Genomic DNA, 14,815 nt, shown 5'->3' with positions numbered 1-14,815 from the left:
TTCAGCGGACCGGTCGTTCCGGTTCCGCGCGGTTCAGGGCCACCCGGCTCAGGAACAGGGCGAAGACCGCCGGTTGCTGCTGGAGCAGTTCCAGGCGACCGCCGTCCGCCTCGGCCAGATCGCGGGCGACCGCGAGGCCGATTCCCGTCGAGTTGCGGCCGCTGATCGTCCTCTCGAAGATCCTGGCGCCCAGATCGGGCGGAACGCCGGGTCCCTCGTCCGTCACCTCGATGACCGCCTGGTTGCCGGTGACCCGGGTGCGCAGGGCCACCGTGCCGCCGCCGTGCATCAGTGAGTTCTCGATCAGCGCGGCCAGCACCTGGGCGACCGCGCCCGGCGTGCCGACGGCCCGCAGACCCTGTTTGCCGGAGCGGACGATGGCGCGGCCCTCGCCGCGGTAGGCGGGGCGCCACTCCTCGATCTGCTGCTTGACGACCTCGTCGAGGTCGAAGACGACCGCCGAGCCGGTGCGCGGGTCGCGGGCGTTGGTCAGCAGCCGCTCCACCACGTCGGTGAGGCGCTCGACCTGGGTGAGGGCGATGTTCGCCTCTTCCTTCACCGTGTCCGGGTCGTCGGTGACGGAGATCTCCTCGATCCGCATGGAGAGCGCGGTCAGCGGCGTGCGGAGCTGGTGGGAGGCATCGGCTGCGAGCCGGCGTTCCGCGGTCAGCATCCGGGCGATCCGTTCGGCGGACGAGTCGAGGACGTCCGCGACCCGGTCCAGCTCCGGCACCCCGTAACGCTTGTGGCGCGGCCGAGGGTCACCGGAGCCCAGGCGTTCCGCGGTCTCGGCGAGGTCGGTGAGCGGCGAGGTCAGTTTGTTGGCCTGGCGTACGGCGAGGAGCACCGCGGAGACGATCGCGAGCAGCGCCACCGCCCCGATGATCATCAGGGTGCGCCCGACCTCGCTGGTGACGGCGGAGCTGGACTCCTCGACGGTGACCTTCTCGCCCTGCTCCCCCTTCGCTGTGCTTCTGATCACACTGCCGGTGGGGCGGGTGCCCGCTTCGATGGGGGTGCGGCCGGGGATCTCGACCCGGGCGTACCGGTTGTGGGCGACCTGTTGGGCCAGCACCCCGGGGTTGATCCGTTCCGCCCCGAGGAGCCGGCTCTCGACCACGCTGATCAGTCGCAGCGCCTCGGAGTCGACACTCTCCTGGGCGCTGTTGCTGATGGTGCGGGTCTCGACGATGACGAGGGAGACGCCGAAGACGGCGATCACCACGAGCACCACGGCGAGCGTGGAGTTGATCAGTCGGCGGCGCATGACTGTTTCTGTACGTCAGCTCTTCTCGAACCGGAAGCCGACGCCCCGGACGGTCGCGATGTAGCGGGGGTTGGCCGCGTCGTCACCGAGCTTCTTGCGGAGCCAGGAGATGTGCATGTCGAGCGTCTTCGTGGACGACCACCAGGTGGTGTCCCAGACCTCGCGCATCAGCTGGTCGCGGGTGACGACCCGGCCGGCGTCGCGGACCAGGACCCGCAGCAGGTCGAACTCCTTCGCGGTGAGCTGGAGCTCCTCGTCGCCCATCCAGGCCCGGTGCGATTCGACGTCGATCCGCACCCCGTGCGTGGCGGGCTGCGGGGTCGGGTCGGTGGCGCCGCGCCGGAGCAGCGCCCGGACCCGGGCGAGGAGTTCGGCCAGGCGGAACGGCTTGGTGACGTAGTCGTCGGCTCCGGCGTCCAGGCCGACGACGGTGTCCACCTCGTCGGCGCGGGCGGTGAGCACCAGGATCGGCACGGCGTGGCCCTCGGCGCGGAGCCGTCGGGCTACTTCGAGGCCGTCCATCCCGGGCAGGCCCAGGTCGAGCACGACCAGGTCGATGCCCCCCTGGAGGCCGGCGTCGAGAGCGGTCGGACCGTCTTCGCGGACCTCGACCTCGTAACCCTCCCGACGCAGGGCGCGAGCCAGCGGCTCCGAGATGGAAGCGTCGTCCTCGGCGAGCAGTACACGGGTCATGGAGTGATGGTAGTCCGCATGGGGCGGCCACCGGGAGGTGATCCACAAGGCCTGTAGGTCTTCGCCCCATTCGGAGGGGGACCTTGGAATATGCGAGTCTGGTTGCACCTGGACCTGTGATCCATCTCTCAAGTCCTTTCATATCGACCACCGTCGTGTCGTATGGTGACTCGACGCCTGTTGCACTACTCAAAGACCTTTGGGCAGCTTTAAGCGCCAAGGGTCTTTTTTGTGCTTGGGCTGGTAACTGCCAGCCCTGACTTCAGTGAATGACCTGTGGCCGGGCCCGGAGCGCTAGGAAGTGCGCCGGGCGTGGATCCCGATGCAGCTGGTCCCCCGACTCCGGTACCCGCTCCGTACGCCGTGCGGAGTCCGGAGCGAATCCCTTCTCAGGCGTGTAGGGATGGGGCGTTTGCCGCGTCGGTGCCGGCCTCCCCCCACCGGGCGCGTCACGCTCACGAGGCGCCGCGTCCCGAGCAAGCAAGGATCGACCATGGCGTCCAGCCTGACGAAGGACTCCGCCAGCACGTCTGGCTCCGAGAAGACCTTCTTCGGCCACCCCCGCGGCCTGGCCACTCTCTTCATGACCGAGATGTGGGAGCGCTTCAGCTACTACGGCATGAGGGCCCTGCTTCCCCTCTACCTGATCGCCCCCAACGGGCTTCACATGAACCCCGCCACGGCCACGGCGATCTACTCGGTCTACGTGTCGCTGGTGTACCTGCTCGCGATGCCCGGCGGCTGGTTCGGCGACCGTGTCTGGGGTCCCCGCAAGACGGTCGCCGTCGCCGGCGCGGTCATCATGATCGGCCACCTGGCGCTGGCGCTGCCCTTGCAGGGCACCTTCTTCGCCGGTCTCGGACTCGTCGCCATCGGCTCCGGTCTGCTGAAGTCCAACATCTCCACGATGGTCGGCCACCTCTACGACGGCCCGGACGACCCGCGCCGCGACGGTGGCTTCACGATCTTCTACATGGGCATCAACGTGGGCGCCTTCGCCGCCCCGCTGGTCATCGGCACCATCGGTGAGAACGTCAACTGGCACCTGGGCTTCGCGCTCGCCGCGGTCGGCATGGGGCTGGGCCTCGTCCAGTACCTGCTCGGCACCCGCCACCTGAACGAGCGCAGCCTCGTCGTCCCGAAGCCGCTGTCGGCCGCCGAGCGCGCCGCCACGCTGCGCAAGGGCATGATCTGGCTGGCCATCGCGGCCGTCTTCTACATCGTCACGGTCGTCACCGGCGTCTACACGCTCAACTGGATCCTGGTCCCGATCACCGTCGCGGGTCTGGTCATTCCGGTGATGGTCCTGACGCGCATCAAGCGCGACAAGGATCTCAGCGCCGCCGAGCAGTCGAAGATGTCCGGCTACATCTGGTTCTTCGTCGCCGCCGCCATCTTCTGGATGATCTACGACCAGGGCGGTTCGACCCTGGCGATCTTCGCCGACAGCTCGGCCGACAACAGCGTCTTCGGGTGGGACTTCCCGGTCTCCTGGTACCAGTCGGTCAACCCGGTCCTGATCATGGCGCTGGCCCCGGTCTTCGCCGCCTTCTGGCTGGCGCTGAACCGGCGTGGCAAGGAGCCGAGCACGATCGTGAAGTTCAGCTCCGGTCTGGTGCTGGTCGGTGCGTCGTTCTTCCTCTTCCTGATGCCGCTGACGATCGCCACGGACGGCCACAAGGCCGCCGCGATGTGGCTGGTCGCGATCTACTTCGTGCAGACCGTCGCCGAACTGACGCTGTCCCCGGTCGGTCTGTCCGTCACCACGAAGATGGCTCCGGCCAAGTACGCGAGCCAGATGATGGGTGTCTGGTTCCTGGCCGTCACCGCCGGTGACTGCACCACGGGTCTGCTCTCCATCGCGGGTGTCGACCTCAACGGCACCGGTATCGTCGCTCTGCAGGCCGCTCTCGCGGCGGCCGCAGGTGTCGCGATCTTCCTGTACCGCAACAAGGTCAAGCAGCTCATGGGCGACGTGCACTGAGGCACTGAAGCGCTGAAGCGCTGAAGGGCCGCTGCACCGGATCGTCGGTGCAGCGGCCCTTCGCGTATCCGACGACTCAGCTCACCGGGTGCCGCGCAGCCGACGCCACGGGGTGAACGTGAACACGGCGCCGCCCAGCAGGATCGCCGTACCGGCGACCAGGCCGAGTGCGCGCAGGGTGCCGTTGTCCTCGGCCCCGGTCTCGGCCAGTCCGCCTCCGGAGTCCGTACCGCCGCCGGTCGTGGCGCCGCCCGTGTCCGAGCCGCCCACGGCCCCGCCGGGCTGGGACGAGGTGTCCAGCTCCAGGGAGACCGCGACACCGGCGGGCGGGGTGCAGGTCGTCGTCGTGCCGAGCGCCTTCACGGTCAGCACGCCCGGGCTGAGGGTGGACTTACCGCTCGCGCCCGGCTTGTACGTACCCGTGAGGTCGGGGATCTCGATCGGTTCACCGGACTTGATGGGCTCCTTGTTGGTGGGGCCCTCGACATGGACCGTGCCCTTGTCGGCTCCGCCGAGTTTGACCTCCATGGAGGGCTTCACCGAATCGGCCGGGATGTCGGCGGGGCTGTCCATGACCGACTTGCTGAACTTCACCGTGAGGTCGAAGCTGCCGCCGTTCTTCTTCGCGTTGATCTTCACCGGGGAGGTGGCGTTCTTGTCGCCGATCGGCGTCTTGCAGGCGTACGCGACAGACACCTCCTTGCCCTCGAAGTCGGTCCGACCACCACCGCCGCCGCCGCTCGACCCGGCGGTGGTGCCGCCGGAGTCACTGCCTCCGGTGTCCGTACCGCCGGCCGTCGTGCCCGCCGTCGTTCCCCCTGCGGCCGTCGTGCCGCCCGCCGTGGTGGAGCCGGTGGTCGTACCGCCCGCAGTCGTGCCGGTGGTCGTCCCGCCCGCTGTCGTACCGCCACCGTCCGTGACCTTGATCGTCGCGCCCGGCTGAACGGCCTCCTTCGGGGAGCACTTGGTGTCGGTGGAGATCGGCTTCGACACGTTGATGTTGTACGCGCCCGGCGTCAGCGTGATCTCACCGGCCTTCTCCAGCTTCAGCGTGCCCTTCATGTCGGGCAGCACCATGGCGCTGTTCTTGGGGATCGGCGGGTTCTGCCGTGGCCCTTCCATCTGCAGCGTTCCCGTGGCCGCGCCGCCGACCTCGATGGTGCCGGTCGGCTTGACCGTGTCCTTCTCCAGGTCCAGGACGTCGGGGTTCCTGGAAGCGGCCTCGACCGTCTTCCACACCACCTCGACGCTGTCCCCGACCTTTGCCTCGGCGGGCGCGGTCAGCTGCACCTTGGTCGTGCCCTGCACAGGAGGCAGTCCGGAGATGGACGGCGGTATGCACTCCGTCTTGTACGAGACGTCGGCGGCCAGGGCTGGGCTCGCGGCCAGCAGGATCCCCGCGCCGCCGAGCATCAGCGCGACCCCGGCCGCGCTCATCCTCCGTTGCGTGCTCACGAATGTCCCTTCGTCGTGGGTCTGTTCTCTGACGGTGCGGAATCCGGTGTGAACCACGGCAGCGCGGCCGTGGTGGTCGCGCCCGGGGCGGGTCCTGCCGCGGACGCTGTCGAGGGGGTCTCATGGGCGCGCGATCCCCGGCGCAGCCTCGGCAGCTTCGCCGTCACGTCGGCCGGCAGCGGATGGCGGTGACGGCCGGCGCGGGCCGGGGTGTACGCGGCGCGGGGCCGCACCTTGTCGACGATCGCCATGCCGATGCGGAACACCGCGGCCGGTACGACGACGCAGAGCAGGATCCAGAAGAGCGTGACGCCCCAGGGGCGGCCCACCCCCCACGGCTGTTCGGCCAGTGTTTTCGTCCCGTACCGCAGGGAGATCCGGTAGTCGCCGTGGGCGCCCGCCGTCAGTTCGACCGGCAGTACGATCCGTGCCTTGCGACCGGGCGCGATGGTGCCGCGCCACTGCCGCTCCTCCCACTGCGGGGCAAAGACGCCGTGCGCGGTGCCGACCCGGAAGACCGGGTCCTTGACCGGCGCCGAACCGAGGTTTCCCACGGTGAAGACGAGTTGCCGGGAGGGCGGAGCGCCGAACCAGGTGAGGATTCCGCTGTCGCCCTCCAGCCGGGTGGTGGCGAGCACCGCGAGCTTTCCGCCCTCCGTCTGTTCCGGCAGTGGGGCGACGGGGTGTCCGGCGACGACGAACCCGGCGTCGGCGGCTGCCTGTTCCCCGGTGACCGTCGCGACATGGACCACGCAGGGGCACGGTCTGGGCGGTTCGGACACCGGCATCTTCTTGCTGAAGGCGCCCTTGGCGTCGGTGGTGACGGCGCGTCCGTCGGCGTTGGCGCAGGAGTTGGTGCCGCCGATGACGCCCGTGCCGGGGGCGGACTGTCCGCAGATCAGCATCATCAGCAGGGTGTTCGGCCGCCATCCGGTGCCCTTGACGGTAATGTCACCGCCCTTGCCCGCCTGCTGCTCGGAGAGGGCGACCGCGGGCTTTCCGTCCGCCGCGCGGGCACCGGGCGCGGGCAGGAGCAGCAGGGCGGGCAGCAGCGCGACGAGGAGCACGGCGGCCCACCGGTGGCTGCCGCGCCGGAGGGACGCCGGTCCGGTCTGTCGACTCACGATTCCGCTCCCGCCTTCACCAAGTGCCTTCTCTCTGCCGTGGTTCGAGCTGCGTCGCCATGGTCCGGGCCGTCGTCGTCCGGTGGCCGGCGGTGGCTGCGCCGCAGCCGGTACGCGTACGCGCCTGCGGCGGCCGCGGCCAGGACCAGGGCGCCGCCGGCCACCGGCGCCCAGGGGACGAAGACGGCCCGGGCTGTCGCCTCGCTGTGCGCTCCGCCCGCGGCGGTGACGCGGAGCCGGACGGTGGCGGAATCGAGGGCGGGGGCGTTCCGCCACGGTTCGGTGAGTTTCACCCGCTGTCCGGGCAACAGGTCCACCGGCAGGTTCCGCGCCTCGCGCCGCAGCAGGGTGCCGAAGACCCCGTCCGCGCTGACGGCGAGGCGCGGGGCGAGGGCCGCGTTGCCCCGGTTGACGAGGGTGTAGTGGATGGTCCGACCGGACACGCTGACGTCCTCCAAGGTCAGCGCGGTCAGCGTGGGCCCGCTGACCCGCAGATGGACGCGTACGCCCACCGAGCGCCCGGAGTGCTCGGCGACGATCGCCCCCGGGTGGTCGCCGGGCGACGCATCTGCCGGGACGGTGACGGAGAACGGCACCTCGGCGCGGGTACGGGCGGGCACGGTGACCCGGTCCGCGGCGAGCCGCAGCCAGGCGCCGGTCCCGGCGGAGTCCTTCGTTCCGCGTACGGCGAAGTCACCGCCCGCGGAGTTGTACGCATCCGCCCCGCGCAGTCGCACGGTGACCGGGGCGGTGCCCGGGTTGGTGACGGAGAGCCGGTCCTGCAGCACGGTGCCGGGCAGTCCCTCCAGATAGAAGTACGGTCTGCCGCCGGCCTCGCCGCTCCGGCTCCCGGCGCCCGCCGCGGGCTGCGCCGTCCAGTCCGCGCCGCTCCGGTCGGCGGCGGTCGCCGGGTTCGCGGTCAAGGCGCAGGCGAAAGCGCACAACAGGGCTGCGAGAACGGCTCGGACGGCGTGACCGGTCAACGGTGGCATAGGGGCGGGCTCCCTGCTGCGTACAGAACGGGCGTGTACGTACGGACGGCGCGCGGCGGCTCCGTGGAGCTCAGCCCGCGGCCCGTTGTCCGCGCCTGGTCAGCCACAGCACCCCGGCCGCACCGGTCAGCAGTACCGTGCCGCCGAGCGTCCCGAGCGCCATCGCCGAGTCGAGCGGTCCGGTCTTCGGCAGGGTCGTTTCCGAGGTGTCCTTCGAGCCGCCCGCCGCCGTCACATCGAGTTCGAGCGACGGCTTCGGGCTGTTGCCCGGCGTGCAGGTCGTGGTCGTACCGAGCGCCTTGATGGTGAGGACTCCGGCCGTGAAGCCGACCTTGCCGCTCTTCCTCGGGGTGTACGTACCCGAGAGGTCGCTGATCTTGATCGGGGTGTTCGCCGGGATCGCCGCGGAGTTCGCCGGTCCCGAGACCTGGACCTGACCCGATTCGGCGCCGCTCAGCCGGATGACCGCGCTGGGCTTCATGGCGCCCTTGCCCAGCTCGACGGGGCTGGACGAGACGCCCTTCTGGAAGGACATCGTGAGCGTGTAACTGCTGCCGCTCTTCACGCTCTTGATGTCGATGGGCGAGACCGCGCTCTTGTCGCCGATCGGTGTCTTGCACTTGTAGTCGACGTCCACGACCGTGGCGTGGGCGGCGGGCGCGGCCAGCAGCACCACCGAGCCGGCCAGCGCGGACGCCAGCGCGAGAGCTGTTCGCTTCGGGTACGGCACCTCAGTTCCCCTCATGCCGGAAGTCGCCGCGCGCCGTATCACTCCGACGCAAGTTACTGACGACACATCAGATTGGGCGCTCAAGGTACGCCCGGGGCCGTATGGAGGGAAGACAAAGAGCGCGCCGATCCGGCGCGCTCTTCGGGGGCAGGAAGGAGGGGCCGTACGGCCCGACGGTTCGCGTGATGACTACGCGGGGGCGGCGAGCTCCGCCCATACGGTCTTGCCGGGCTCGCCCGGCACCCGCTGGACACCCCAGTCCAGGCAGAGCCGTTGCACGATGAACATGCCGTGCCCGCCGGGCCGGCCCGCCCGGTGCGGGGTGCGCGGCGCGGGCTGTCCCGCACCGCCGTCGACGACCTCCACCCGCAGCACCTTCGAGGTGCAGGCGATGCGAAGCTCCTCGGGTCCTTCCGCGTGCAGGCAGGCGTTCGTGACCAGTTCGGAGACGACCAGCAGGACGTCCTCGGCGGCTGCGCGCCGGTCGGCGCTCGATGCCGGGAGCCAGCCCCAGTCGTGGAGTGCCTGACGGGCGAAATCGCGGGCCGTCGGCACGATGCCGCTGACCTCCCGCAGGGGCAGCGTGCGCCACCGCCGGTCGACGGGCCCGGAGGAGGCTGCGTCGGCGCCGTCGCCCGCGCCCTCCGGCTCCCGGCCGAGGTCGCCCGGCGGATGCTGCCGGGTGGTGCTCATCAGCGCTTCACCTCACCGATTCACCATGTCGCCATTGAACAGTTACAGATACAGATACGGGTGCGGCTGCCGAAACGGACACCGACCGCATACGGAGTGTGCAGGGCACTCAGGTCACACGAGGTTCGCCGGGGTGTCTCCTGCCCGGCCGTATCGTGACAACACCCACTTCGCCCATGCGGAATGCGTGAGGCAGGCGACACCCGGGACGGGTGAGACTGCGCTCCGGGCCACGATCAGGTGTCCAGCGCCGATTCGAGGGAGTCGTGGACGGTGAAGACCGCCTCGGCCCCGGTGATCTCGAAGACCCTCGCCACCATCGGCAGCATTCCGGCCAAATGGACCCCTCCCCCGGCCGCCTCCGCCTTGAGGCGGGCACCGAGCAGCACATTGAGCCCGGTGGAATCACAGAATTCGAGTCGCGAACAGTCGACCACCAGTCGGGTCCGTCCTTGTTCGACCGCGCTCTCCAGGGGTTCGCGGAGCAGATCGGCGGTGTGGTGATCCAGCTCACCCACCGGCGTCACCACCTCACTGCGCCCCTCGGTCCGGACCTCGACATGAAGTCGACCCCGGTTCGCACTGCCGACCGTCTGGCGGTCCATGCCCGTCCCTCTTCGCCGTTCGTCACTGCCTGCGTCACCGTGCGCGTCACTCTCTGCGATGGCGCGTGCGGTTGCGTGTGTAGCTGTCGCTGACGTTCGTAAAACACTACGCGTTCCGTGCGGCACACGGTAGCCGAAGACCTCAACAAACCGGACATATAGCCTCAATTGGCGGTTGTATCTGCACGTCCGGACCGGGTAAGGGTAGAGGGACACCCGAAACACAGCCGGCTTTGGAGGCGCCGCTTCACCGCAGGAACACGTATGGGCATCGGCAGCCATATGCCGAGAACGATGGAGGAGACCATGTCACCCCGGCTCGACGGACCGCGTACCCACATCGCGACGTCAGCATGTCCTCAGGGACTGACCGAATCAGACTCCCCTGCCGCGGTAGCCGTACCCGCTCCGCGCCGCAGCACCAGCAGCATCAGCAGCACCAGCGACATCGGCAGCGCCAAGGGCAGCGGCGATCTCGAAGGACTTCCCGAGATCCCGCCGTACGACGAAGTGGGCGCACTGGACGCCAGAGCTCTGTCGAAGACACTCTTCGCGCGGCTCGAATCCCTCGAAGAGGGCACCCACGAGTACGCGTACGTACGCAACACACTCGTCGAACTGAACCTGGCCCTGGTCAAGTTCGCCGCCTCACGGTTCCGCTCCCGCAGCGAACCGATGGAGGACATCATCCAGGTCGGCACCATCGGCCTGATCAAGGCGATCGACCGGTTCGAGCTGAGCCGGGGCGTCGAGTTCCCGACCTTCGCGATGCCGACCATCATCGGCGAGATCAAGCGATTCTTCCGCGACACCACGTGGTCCGTGCGCGTCCCGCGCCGACTGCAGGAGCTGCGGCTCGAGCTGGCCAAGGCGGGCGACGAACTCGCCCAGCAGCTCGACCGGGCGCCCACCGTGGGCGAACTCGCCGACCGCCTCGGACTCACCGACCACGAGGTCGTCGAAGGCATGGCCGCAAGCAACGCGTACACCGCGAGCTCGCTCGATGCCAAGGCCGAGGAGGACGAGACCGAGAGCGCGCTGGCGGACCGGATCGGCTACGAGGACCACGGACTCGAAGGCATCGAGTACGTCGAGTCCCTGAAGCCGCTGATCGCCGCGCTGCCCGGTCGCGACCGGAAGATCCTCTCGCTCCGCTTCGTCGCCAATATGACGCAGTCGGAGATCGGCGACGAACTCGGCATCTCCCAGATGCATGTCTCGCGGCTGCTCTCCCGGACGCTGGTCAAGCTCAGGAAGGGCCTGACTCTGGAGGAATGATCCCGGAGTTCCCCGCGCCCCCGCGGGACCACTTGCGGAAGGACCTGCCCGACAAAGGGCAGGTCCTTCCGCATGTGACTGAGGAGTGGAAGTCGGGTTCTTCCGATTCGGGGGCGAGGCCGGAGATATCGCTCAGAGGGCGCGTTCACCGCGCTGTCGGACCGCCTGGACCAGGGGGACGCCCGGTCGGTAGGCGAGGTGGACATGGCTGGGGGCGTCGAGGAGGACCAGGTCGGCGCGGGCGCCCGGGGCGATGCGGCCGATGTCCGTGCGGCGCAGGGCCGCCGCGCCGCCCGCGGTGGCGGACCAGAGTGCCTCGTCGGGGGTCATGCCCATGTCGCGTACGGCCAGGGCGATGCAGAAGGGCATGGACGAGGTGAACGACGAGCCCGGGTTGCAGTCCGTGGACAGCGCGACGGTGGCGCCCGCGTCGAGGAGGCGGCGGGCGTCGGGCCAGTCCGCGCGGGTGGAGAACTCGGCGCCGGGGAGGAGCGTGGCGACGGTGTTGCCCTGGGCGAGGGCGTCGACGTCCTCGGCGGTGAGGTGCGTGCAGTGGTCGGCGGAAGCGGCGTCCAGCTCGACGGCGAGCTGGACGCCGGGGCCGTAGGTGAGCTGGTTGGCGTGGACACGGGGGTGCAGGCCCTTGGCCATGCCCGCGGTCAGGATCGCGCGGGCCTGGTCGCCGTCGAACGCACCCTTCTCGCAGAACACGTCGACCCAACGGGCGTACGGGGCACAGGCGTCGAGCATCGGCCCGGTGACCAGGTCGACGTACCCGGCGGGATCGTCGGCGTAGTCCGGGGGGACGACGTGGGCGCCGAGGTAGGTGACCTCGTCGGTGTGGCGGGCGGCGATGCGCAGGGCGCGGGCCTCGTCCTCGACGGTGAGCCCGTAGCCGGACTTGGTCTCGAACGTGGTGGTGCCCTGGCGGAGCGCCTCGGCGAGATAGCGGACGACGTTGGCGTCCAGCGCGTCGTCCGTGGCGGCGCGGGTGGCGGCGACCGTGGTGCGGATACCGCCCGCGGTATAGGGGCGGCCGGACATCCGGGCGTTGAACTCCTCGGTGCGGTCGCCCGCGAAGAGGAGGTGGGAGTGGGAGTCGACGAATCCCGGGATCACCGCGCGGCCGCCCGCGTCGACGGCGTTGTCAGTGGCGGGTGCTTTCCTTGATTCACCGGTCCAGACGACCCGGTCGCCCTCGATGACGACGGCCGCGTCCAGGATCAGGCCCAGGGGGGAACCATCACCGAGGGAGGGGTCGTTGGTGACCAAACTGGCGATGTTGGTGATGGCGGTCGTCGTCATCGGGGGACTGTTCTCCTTGCGGGGGTCCGGGGTCAGCCGTGCAGGGCGGCGATGGCTGAGGCGAGTGCTGCGGGGATCTCCTCGACGAGCGTGTGCTGCCCGTCGCGGACGATGTGGCGGCCTGCCACGACCGTATGGCGCACATCGGCCGCGGAGGCGGCGAATACGACTGCTTCGGCAGCCAGTCGAGGCACCGGTCCCGCTGTTCTGACGGAGTCCAGGGCGACGGTGGTGAAGTCGGCGAGCGCGCCCGGTTCCAGGGTGCCCGCGTCGGACCGGCCGAGGGCGACGTGCCCGTCGACGGTGGCGGCGCGCAGCAGTGCGGCCGCTGTCCAGTGGCCGCGGGCATGGGTGCGCAGACGCTCGTTGAGCTCCATCGCGCGGGCCTCTTCGAAGAGGTCGATCACGGCGTGGCTGTCACTCCCGAGGGAGAGCGGCGAGCCGGCGCGCTGCAGGGCGACGGCGGGTCCGATGCCGTCGGCGAGGTCGCGTTCGGTCGTGGGGCACATGCAGGTGCCGGTGGCCGAGACGCCGAGCAGCGCGATGTCCTCACTGCTGAGGTGGGTGTTGTGGATGCCGGTGGTGCGCGGGCCGAGGACCCCGTGGTCGGCGAGGAGCCGGGTGGGGGAACAGCCGTGGGCGGCCTGGCAGGCGTCGTTCTCCGCGGTCTGTTCGGAGAGGTGGACGTGGAGGGGCGCCTGCCGCTCCTCGGCCCACTTCGCCACGGTCGCGAGCTGCCCGGCGGGCACGGCGCGTACGGAGTGGACGGCCGCGCCGATCAGGGCGTGGTCGCTTCCCTTGAGCAGGGAGGCGCGTTCGGCCCAGGCGTCCGCGGTGGTGTCGGAGAAACGCAGCTGGTGCTGGTCGGGCTCCCGGTACTGGCCGGCCCGCTGCCCGAATCCGGCGGCGAGATAGGCCGTGTCCAGCAGGGTGATCCGGATCCCGGCCGCCTCGGCGGCGGCGATCAGGGCTTCGCCCATCGCGTTGGGGTTGTTGTACGGGGCCCCGCCCGGCGCGTGGTGCAGATAGTGGAACTCACCCACCGCGGTGATGCCTGCCAGCGCCATCTCCGCGTACACGGCACGGGCCAGGTCGTAGTACGTATCGGGGGTGAGCCGGGCCGCGACCTGGTACATGAGCTCGCGCCAGGTCCAGAAGGTGCCGGAGCCGACCTGGACGGTGGAGCGCAGGGCGCGGTGGAAGGCGTGCGAGTGGGTGTTGGCGAGACCGGGCACCGTGAGTCCGCGCAGCACGGTGGCGCCGGGCGGCGGGGCGTCGACACCGGTACGGATCCCGGCGATCCGCCCGTCGGCGACGTCCAGGGTCACGCCCGGCTCGACATGGGTGCCGAGCCAGGCGTGGGACATCCAGAACGTGGTGGTGCGGTGCCCGCCCGTCGGTGTCGTTGTCAGCTGCACGCGAGACCTTCCAGTACATCGGCGAGGGCGATCACCCCGGCGGTGCAGTCGTCCTCGGCGGCGTACTCGGCCGGCGAGTGCGAGATCCCGGTGGGGTTCCGTACGAACAGCATGGCGGTAGGGACCGAAGCGGACAAAATACCCGCGTCGTGTCCGGCTCCGGTGCCGAGGACGGGCACGGCGCGGCCCGCGTCGCCGCCGCCCCGGCCGGTCAGGATCTTGCCGAGTTCGTCACGCAGGGCGTGCTGGAACTCCACGACGGGCGTGAAGGACTCCCGTACGACGTCGAGATCGATGCCCGCACGCTCGGCGTGCTCCCGGGCGGCCCGCTCGATGCCGGTGACGACGGCGTCGAGGGTGTCCTGGTCGGCGGCGCGCGAATCGAGCCAGCCACGGACGAGGGAGGGGATGGCGTTGACGCCGTTCGGCTCGACGGCGATCTTCCCGAAGGTGGCGAGGGCACCGGTGAGCTCCGCCTCGCGGCGGGCGGCCAGCACGGTCTCGGCGTACGTGAGCATCGGGTCGCGCCGGTCGACGAGCCGGGTGGTCCCCGCGTGGTTGGCCTCGCCCCGGAAGTCGAACCGCCAGCGGCCGTGCGGCCAGATCGCGGAGGCGATACCGACCGGGTCACCGGTGAGGTCGAGGGAGCGACCCTGCTCGACATGGAGCTCGACGAAAGCGCCGATACGGGCCAGCCGTTCGGGGTCCGGGCCGATGGCGTCGGGGTCGTACCCGGCCGCCTCCATGGCCCGCGGCAGGGTGATGCCGTCGCCGTCGCGGAGCTGGTGCGCCTTCTCGACGGTCAGCTGCCCGGCGGCGAGCCGGGACCCGACGCAGGCGAGCCCGAACCGGGCCCCTTCCTCGTCACCGAAGTTGGTGATGGCGAACGGCCGGGTGAACTCGGCTCCTCTGCAGCGGAGTTCGTCGAGCGCCGCGAAGGAGGAGACCACACCGAGCGGTCCGTCGAACGCGCCGCCGTCGGGCACGGAGTCGAGGTGCGACCCGGTGACGACGGCGTCGTCACCGAGCGGATCCCCGAGCCAGGCCCACTGATTCCCGTTCCGGTCGACCTCGTACCCGAGCCCACGCGCTTCGGCCTGCTCCCGGAACCACACCCGGCAGTCGGCATCGGCACCGGTCCAGGCGTACCGCCGGTACCCACCGCTCTCGGCGTGGCGTCCGATGGGGGCGAGTTCCTTCCACATGTCCTGGAAGGACGGCTGCCCGCCCCTTCCCGGCCCCTGCGGGCCATGGGGAAGGGTGGGCGCCGG

At 70.3% G+C, this 14,815-nt stretch carries 13 protein-coding genes; 2 read left to right on the top strand and 11 right to left on the bottom strand.

What is annotated here, in order from left to right; all coding sequences use genetic code 11:
* Position 1 precedes the first annotated feature (1 nt).
* Complete coding sequence (locus ACFU8W_RS20170) at positions 2-1,267, bottom strand: ATP-binding protein (protein WP_345517769.1); 1,266 nt, start codon at positions 1,265-1,267, stop codon at positions 2-4.
* Between the two features lie 15 nt (positions 1,268-1,282).
* Positions 1,283-1,960, bottom strand: coding sequence for a response regulator transcription factor (locus tag ACFU8W_RS20165; protein ID WP_266984907.1), 678 nt, complete (start codon positions 1,958-1,960; stop codon positions 1,283-1,285).
* Positions 1,961-2,453: 493 nt separating this feature from the next.
* Between ACFU8W_RS20165 and ACFU8W_RS20160 the strand changes: the two genes are divergently transcribed.
* Positions 2,454-3,944: an oligopeptide:H+ symporter gene (locus ACFU8W_RS20160; protein WP_384038844.1), complete on the top strand. Its 1,491-nt coding sequence runs from the start codon at positions 2,454-2,456 to the stop codon at positions 3,942-3,944.
* 81 nt (positions 3,945-4,025) lie between these two features.
* Here the strand turns inward: ACFU8W_RS20160 and ACFU8W_RS20155 are convergent, their stop codons facing one another.
* The 6 genes from ACFU8W_RS20155 to ACFU8W_RS20130 all read right to left on the bottom strand — a co-directional run bounded on the left by ACFU8W_RS20155 (position 4,026) and on the right by ACFU8W_RS20130 (position 9,543).
* Positions 4,026-5,381: a hypothetical protein gene (locus ACFU8W_RS20155; RefSeq protein WP_384038938.1), complete on the bottom strand. Its 1,356-nt coding sequence runs from the start codon at positions 5,379-5,381 to the stop codon at positions 4,026-4,028.
* A 14-nt stretch (positions 5,382-5,395) separates the two neighbouring features.
* On the bottom strand, positions 5,396-6,523 hold the full coding sequence (locus ACFU8W_RS20150) for a hypothetical protein (protein ID WP_384038841.1): 1,128 nt from the start codon (positions 6,521-6,523) through the stop codon (positions 5,396-5,398).
* Positions 6,520-7,515 (bottom strand): hypothetical protein, encoded by a 996-nt coding sequence (locus ACFU8W_RS20145; protein ID WP_384038838.1) that lies wholly within the window; start codon positions 7,513-7,515, stop codon positions 6,520-6,522. Before ACFU8W_RS20145 ends, ACFU8W_RS20150 begins: the two co-directional genes overlap by 4 nt.
* A gap of 70 nt (positions 7,516-7,585) precedes the next feature.
* On the bottom strand, positions 7,586-8,245 hold the full coding sequence (locus ACFU8W_RS20140) for a peptidase (RefSeq protein ID WP_384038935.1): 660 nt from the start codon (positions 8,243-8,245) through the stop codon (positions 7,586-7,588).
* Between the two features lie 189 nt (positions 8,246-8,434).
* The gene (locus tag ACFU8W_RS20135; protein ID WP_345517763.1) at positions 8,435-8,938 is read right to left on the bottom strand and encodes an ATP-binding protein; all 504 of its coding nucleotides are present in this window, start codon (positions 8,936-8,938) and stop codon (positions 8,435-8,437) included.
* A 236-nt stretch (positions 8,939-9,174) separates the two neighbouring features.
* A complete protein-coding gene (locus ACFU8W_RS20130; protein WP_345517762.1) occupies positions 9,175-9,543 on the bottom strand; it encodes an STAS domain-containing protein in 369 nt (122 codons plus the stop codon).
* Positions 9,544-9,849: 306 nt separating this feature from the next.
* Here ACFU8W_RS20130 and ACFU8W_RS20125 point away from each other — a divergent pair, with 306 nt between their 5' ends.
* Positions 9,850-10,821, top strand: coding sequence for an RNA polymerase sigma factor SigF (locus tag ACFU8W_RS20125; RefSeq protein ID WP_384038833.1), 972 nt, complete (start codon positions 9,850-9,852; stop codon positions 10,819-10,821).
* Between the two features lie 132 nt (positions 10,822-10,953).
* Here ACFU8W_RS20125 and hutI read toward each other — a convergent pair whose 3' ends face one another.
* Genes hutI through ACFU8W_RS20110 form a run of 3 tightly spaced genes read right to left on the bottom strand, consistent with a single transcriptional unit; the run spans position 10,954 to position 14,749 of the window.
* The gene (gene hutI / locus ACFU8W_RS20120; protein WP_384038830.1) at positions 10,954-12,126 is read right to left on the bottom strand and encodes an imidazolonepropionase; all 1,173 of its coding nucleotides are present in this window, start codon (positions 12,124-12,126) and stop codon (positions 10,954-10,956) included.
* A gap of 32 nt (positions 12,127-12,158) precedes the next feature.
* Positions 12,159-13,544: a formimidoylglutamate deiminase gene (locus ACFU8W_RS20115; protein ID WP_345517759.1), complete on the bottom strand. Its 1,386-nt coding sequence runs from the start codon at positions 13,542-13,544 to the stop codon at positions 12,159-12,161.
* Positions 13,535-14,749, bottom strand: coding sequence for an allantoate amidohydrolase (locus tag ACFU8W_RS20110; protein WP_345518445.1), 1,215 nt, complete (start codon positions 14,747-14,749; stop codon positions 13,535-13,537). Before ACFU8W_RS20110 ends, ACFU8W_RS20115 begins: the two co-directional genes overlap by 10 nt.
* Between the last annotated feature and the right edge of the window lie 66 nt (positions 14,750-14,815).

It is taken from the genome of Streptomyces sp. NPDC057565 (assembly GCF_042801455.1).
GTDB lineage: Bacteria > Actinomycetota > Actinomycetes > Streptomycetales > Streptomycetaceae > Streptomyces > Streptomyces yanii.
Note: the sequence above shows the minus strand (reverse complement) of the source record. Positions and strands in the feature narration are given on the sequence as shown.

Bases quoted from the DNA above. Each gene is read 5' to 3' on its own strand.
- hutI (WP_384038830.1), bottom strand. From the start codon at position 12,126: ATGACGACGACCGCCATCACCAACATCGCCAGTTTGGTCACCAACGAC.
- ACFU8W_RS20110 (WP_345518445.1), bottom strand. From the start codon at position 14,749: ATGTGGAAGGAACTCGCCCCCATCGGACGCCACGCCGAGAGCGGTGGG.
- ACFU8W_RS20165 (WP_266984907.1), bottom strand. From the start codon at position 1,960: ATGACCCGTGTACTGCTCGCCGAGGACGACGCTTCCATCTCGGAGCCG.
- ACFU8W_RS20135 (WP_345517763.1), bottom strand. From the start codon at position 8,938: ATGAGCACCACCCGGCAGCATCCGCCGGGCGACCTCGGCCGGGAGCCG.
- ACFU8W_RS20170 (WP_345517769.1), bottom strand. From the start codon at position 1,267: ATGCGCCGCCGACTGATCAACTCCACGCTCGCCGTGGTGCTCGTGGTG.
- ACFU8W_RS20160 (WP_384038844.1), top strand. From the start codon at position 2,454: ATGGCGTCCAGCCTGACGAAGGACTCCGCCAGCACGTCTGGCTCCGAG.
- ACFU8W_RS20125 (WP_384038833.1), top strand. From the start codon at position 9,850: ATGTCACCCCGGCTCGACGGACCGCGTACCCACATCGCGACGTCAGCA.
- ACFU8W_RS20155 (WP_384038938.1), bottom strand. From the start codon at position 5,381: ATGAGCGCGGCCGGGGTCGCGCTGATGCTCGGCGGCGCGGGGATCCTG.
- ACFU8W_RS20130 (WP_345517762.1), bottom strand. From the start codon at position 9,543: ATGGACCGCCAGACGGTCGGCAGTGCGAACCGGGGTCGACTTCATGTC.
- ACFU8W_RS20145 (WP_384038838.1), bottom strand. From the start codon at position 7,515: ATGCCACCGTTGACCGGTCACGCCGTCCGAGCCGTTCTCGCAGCCCTG.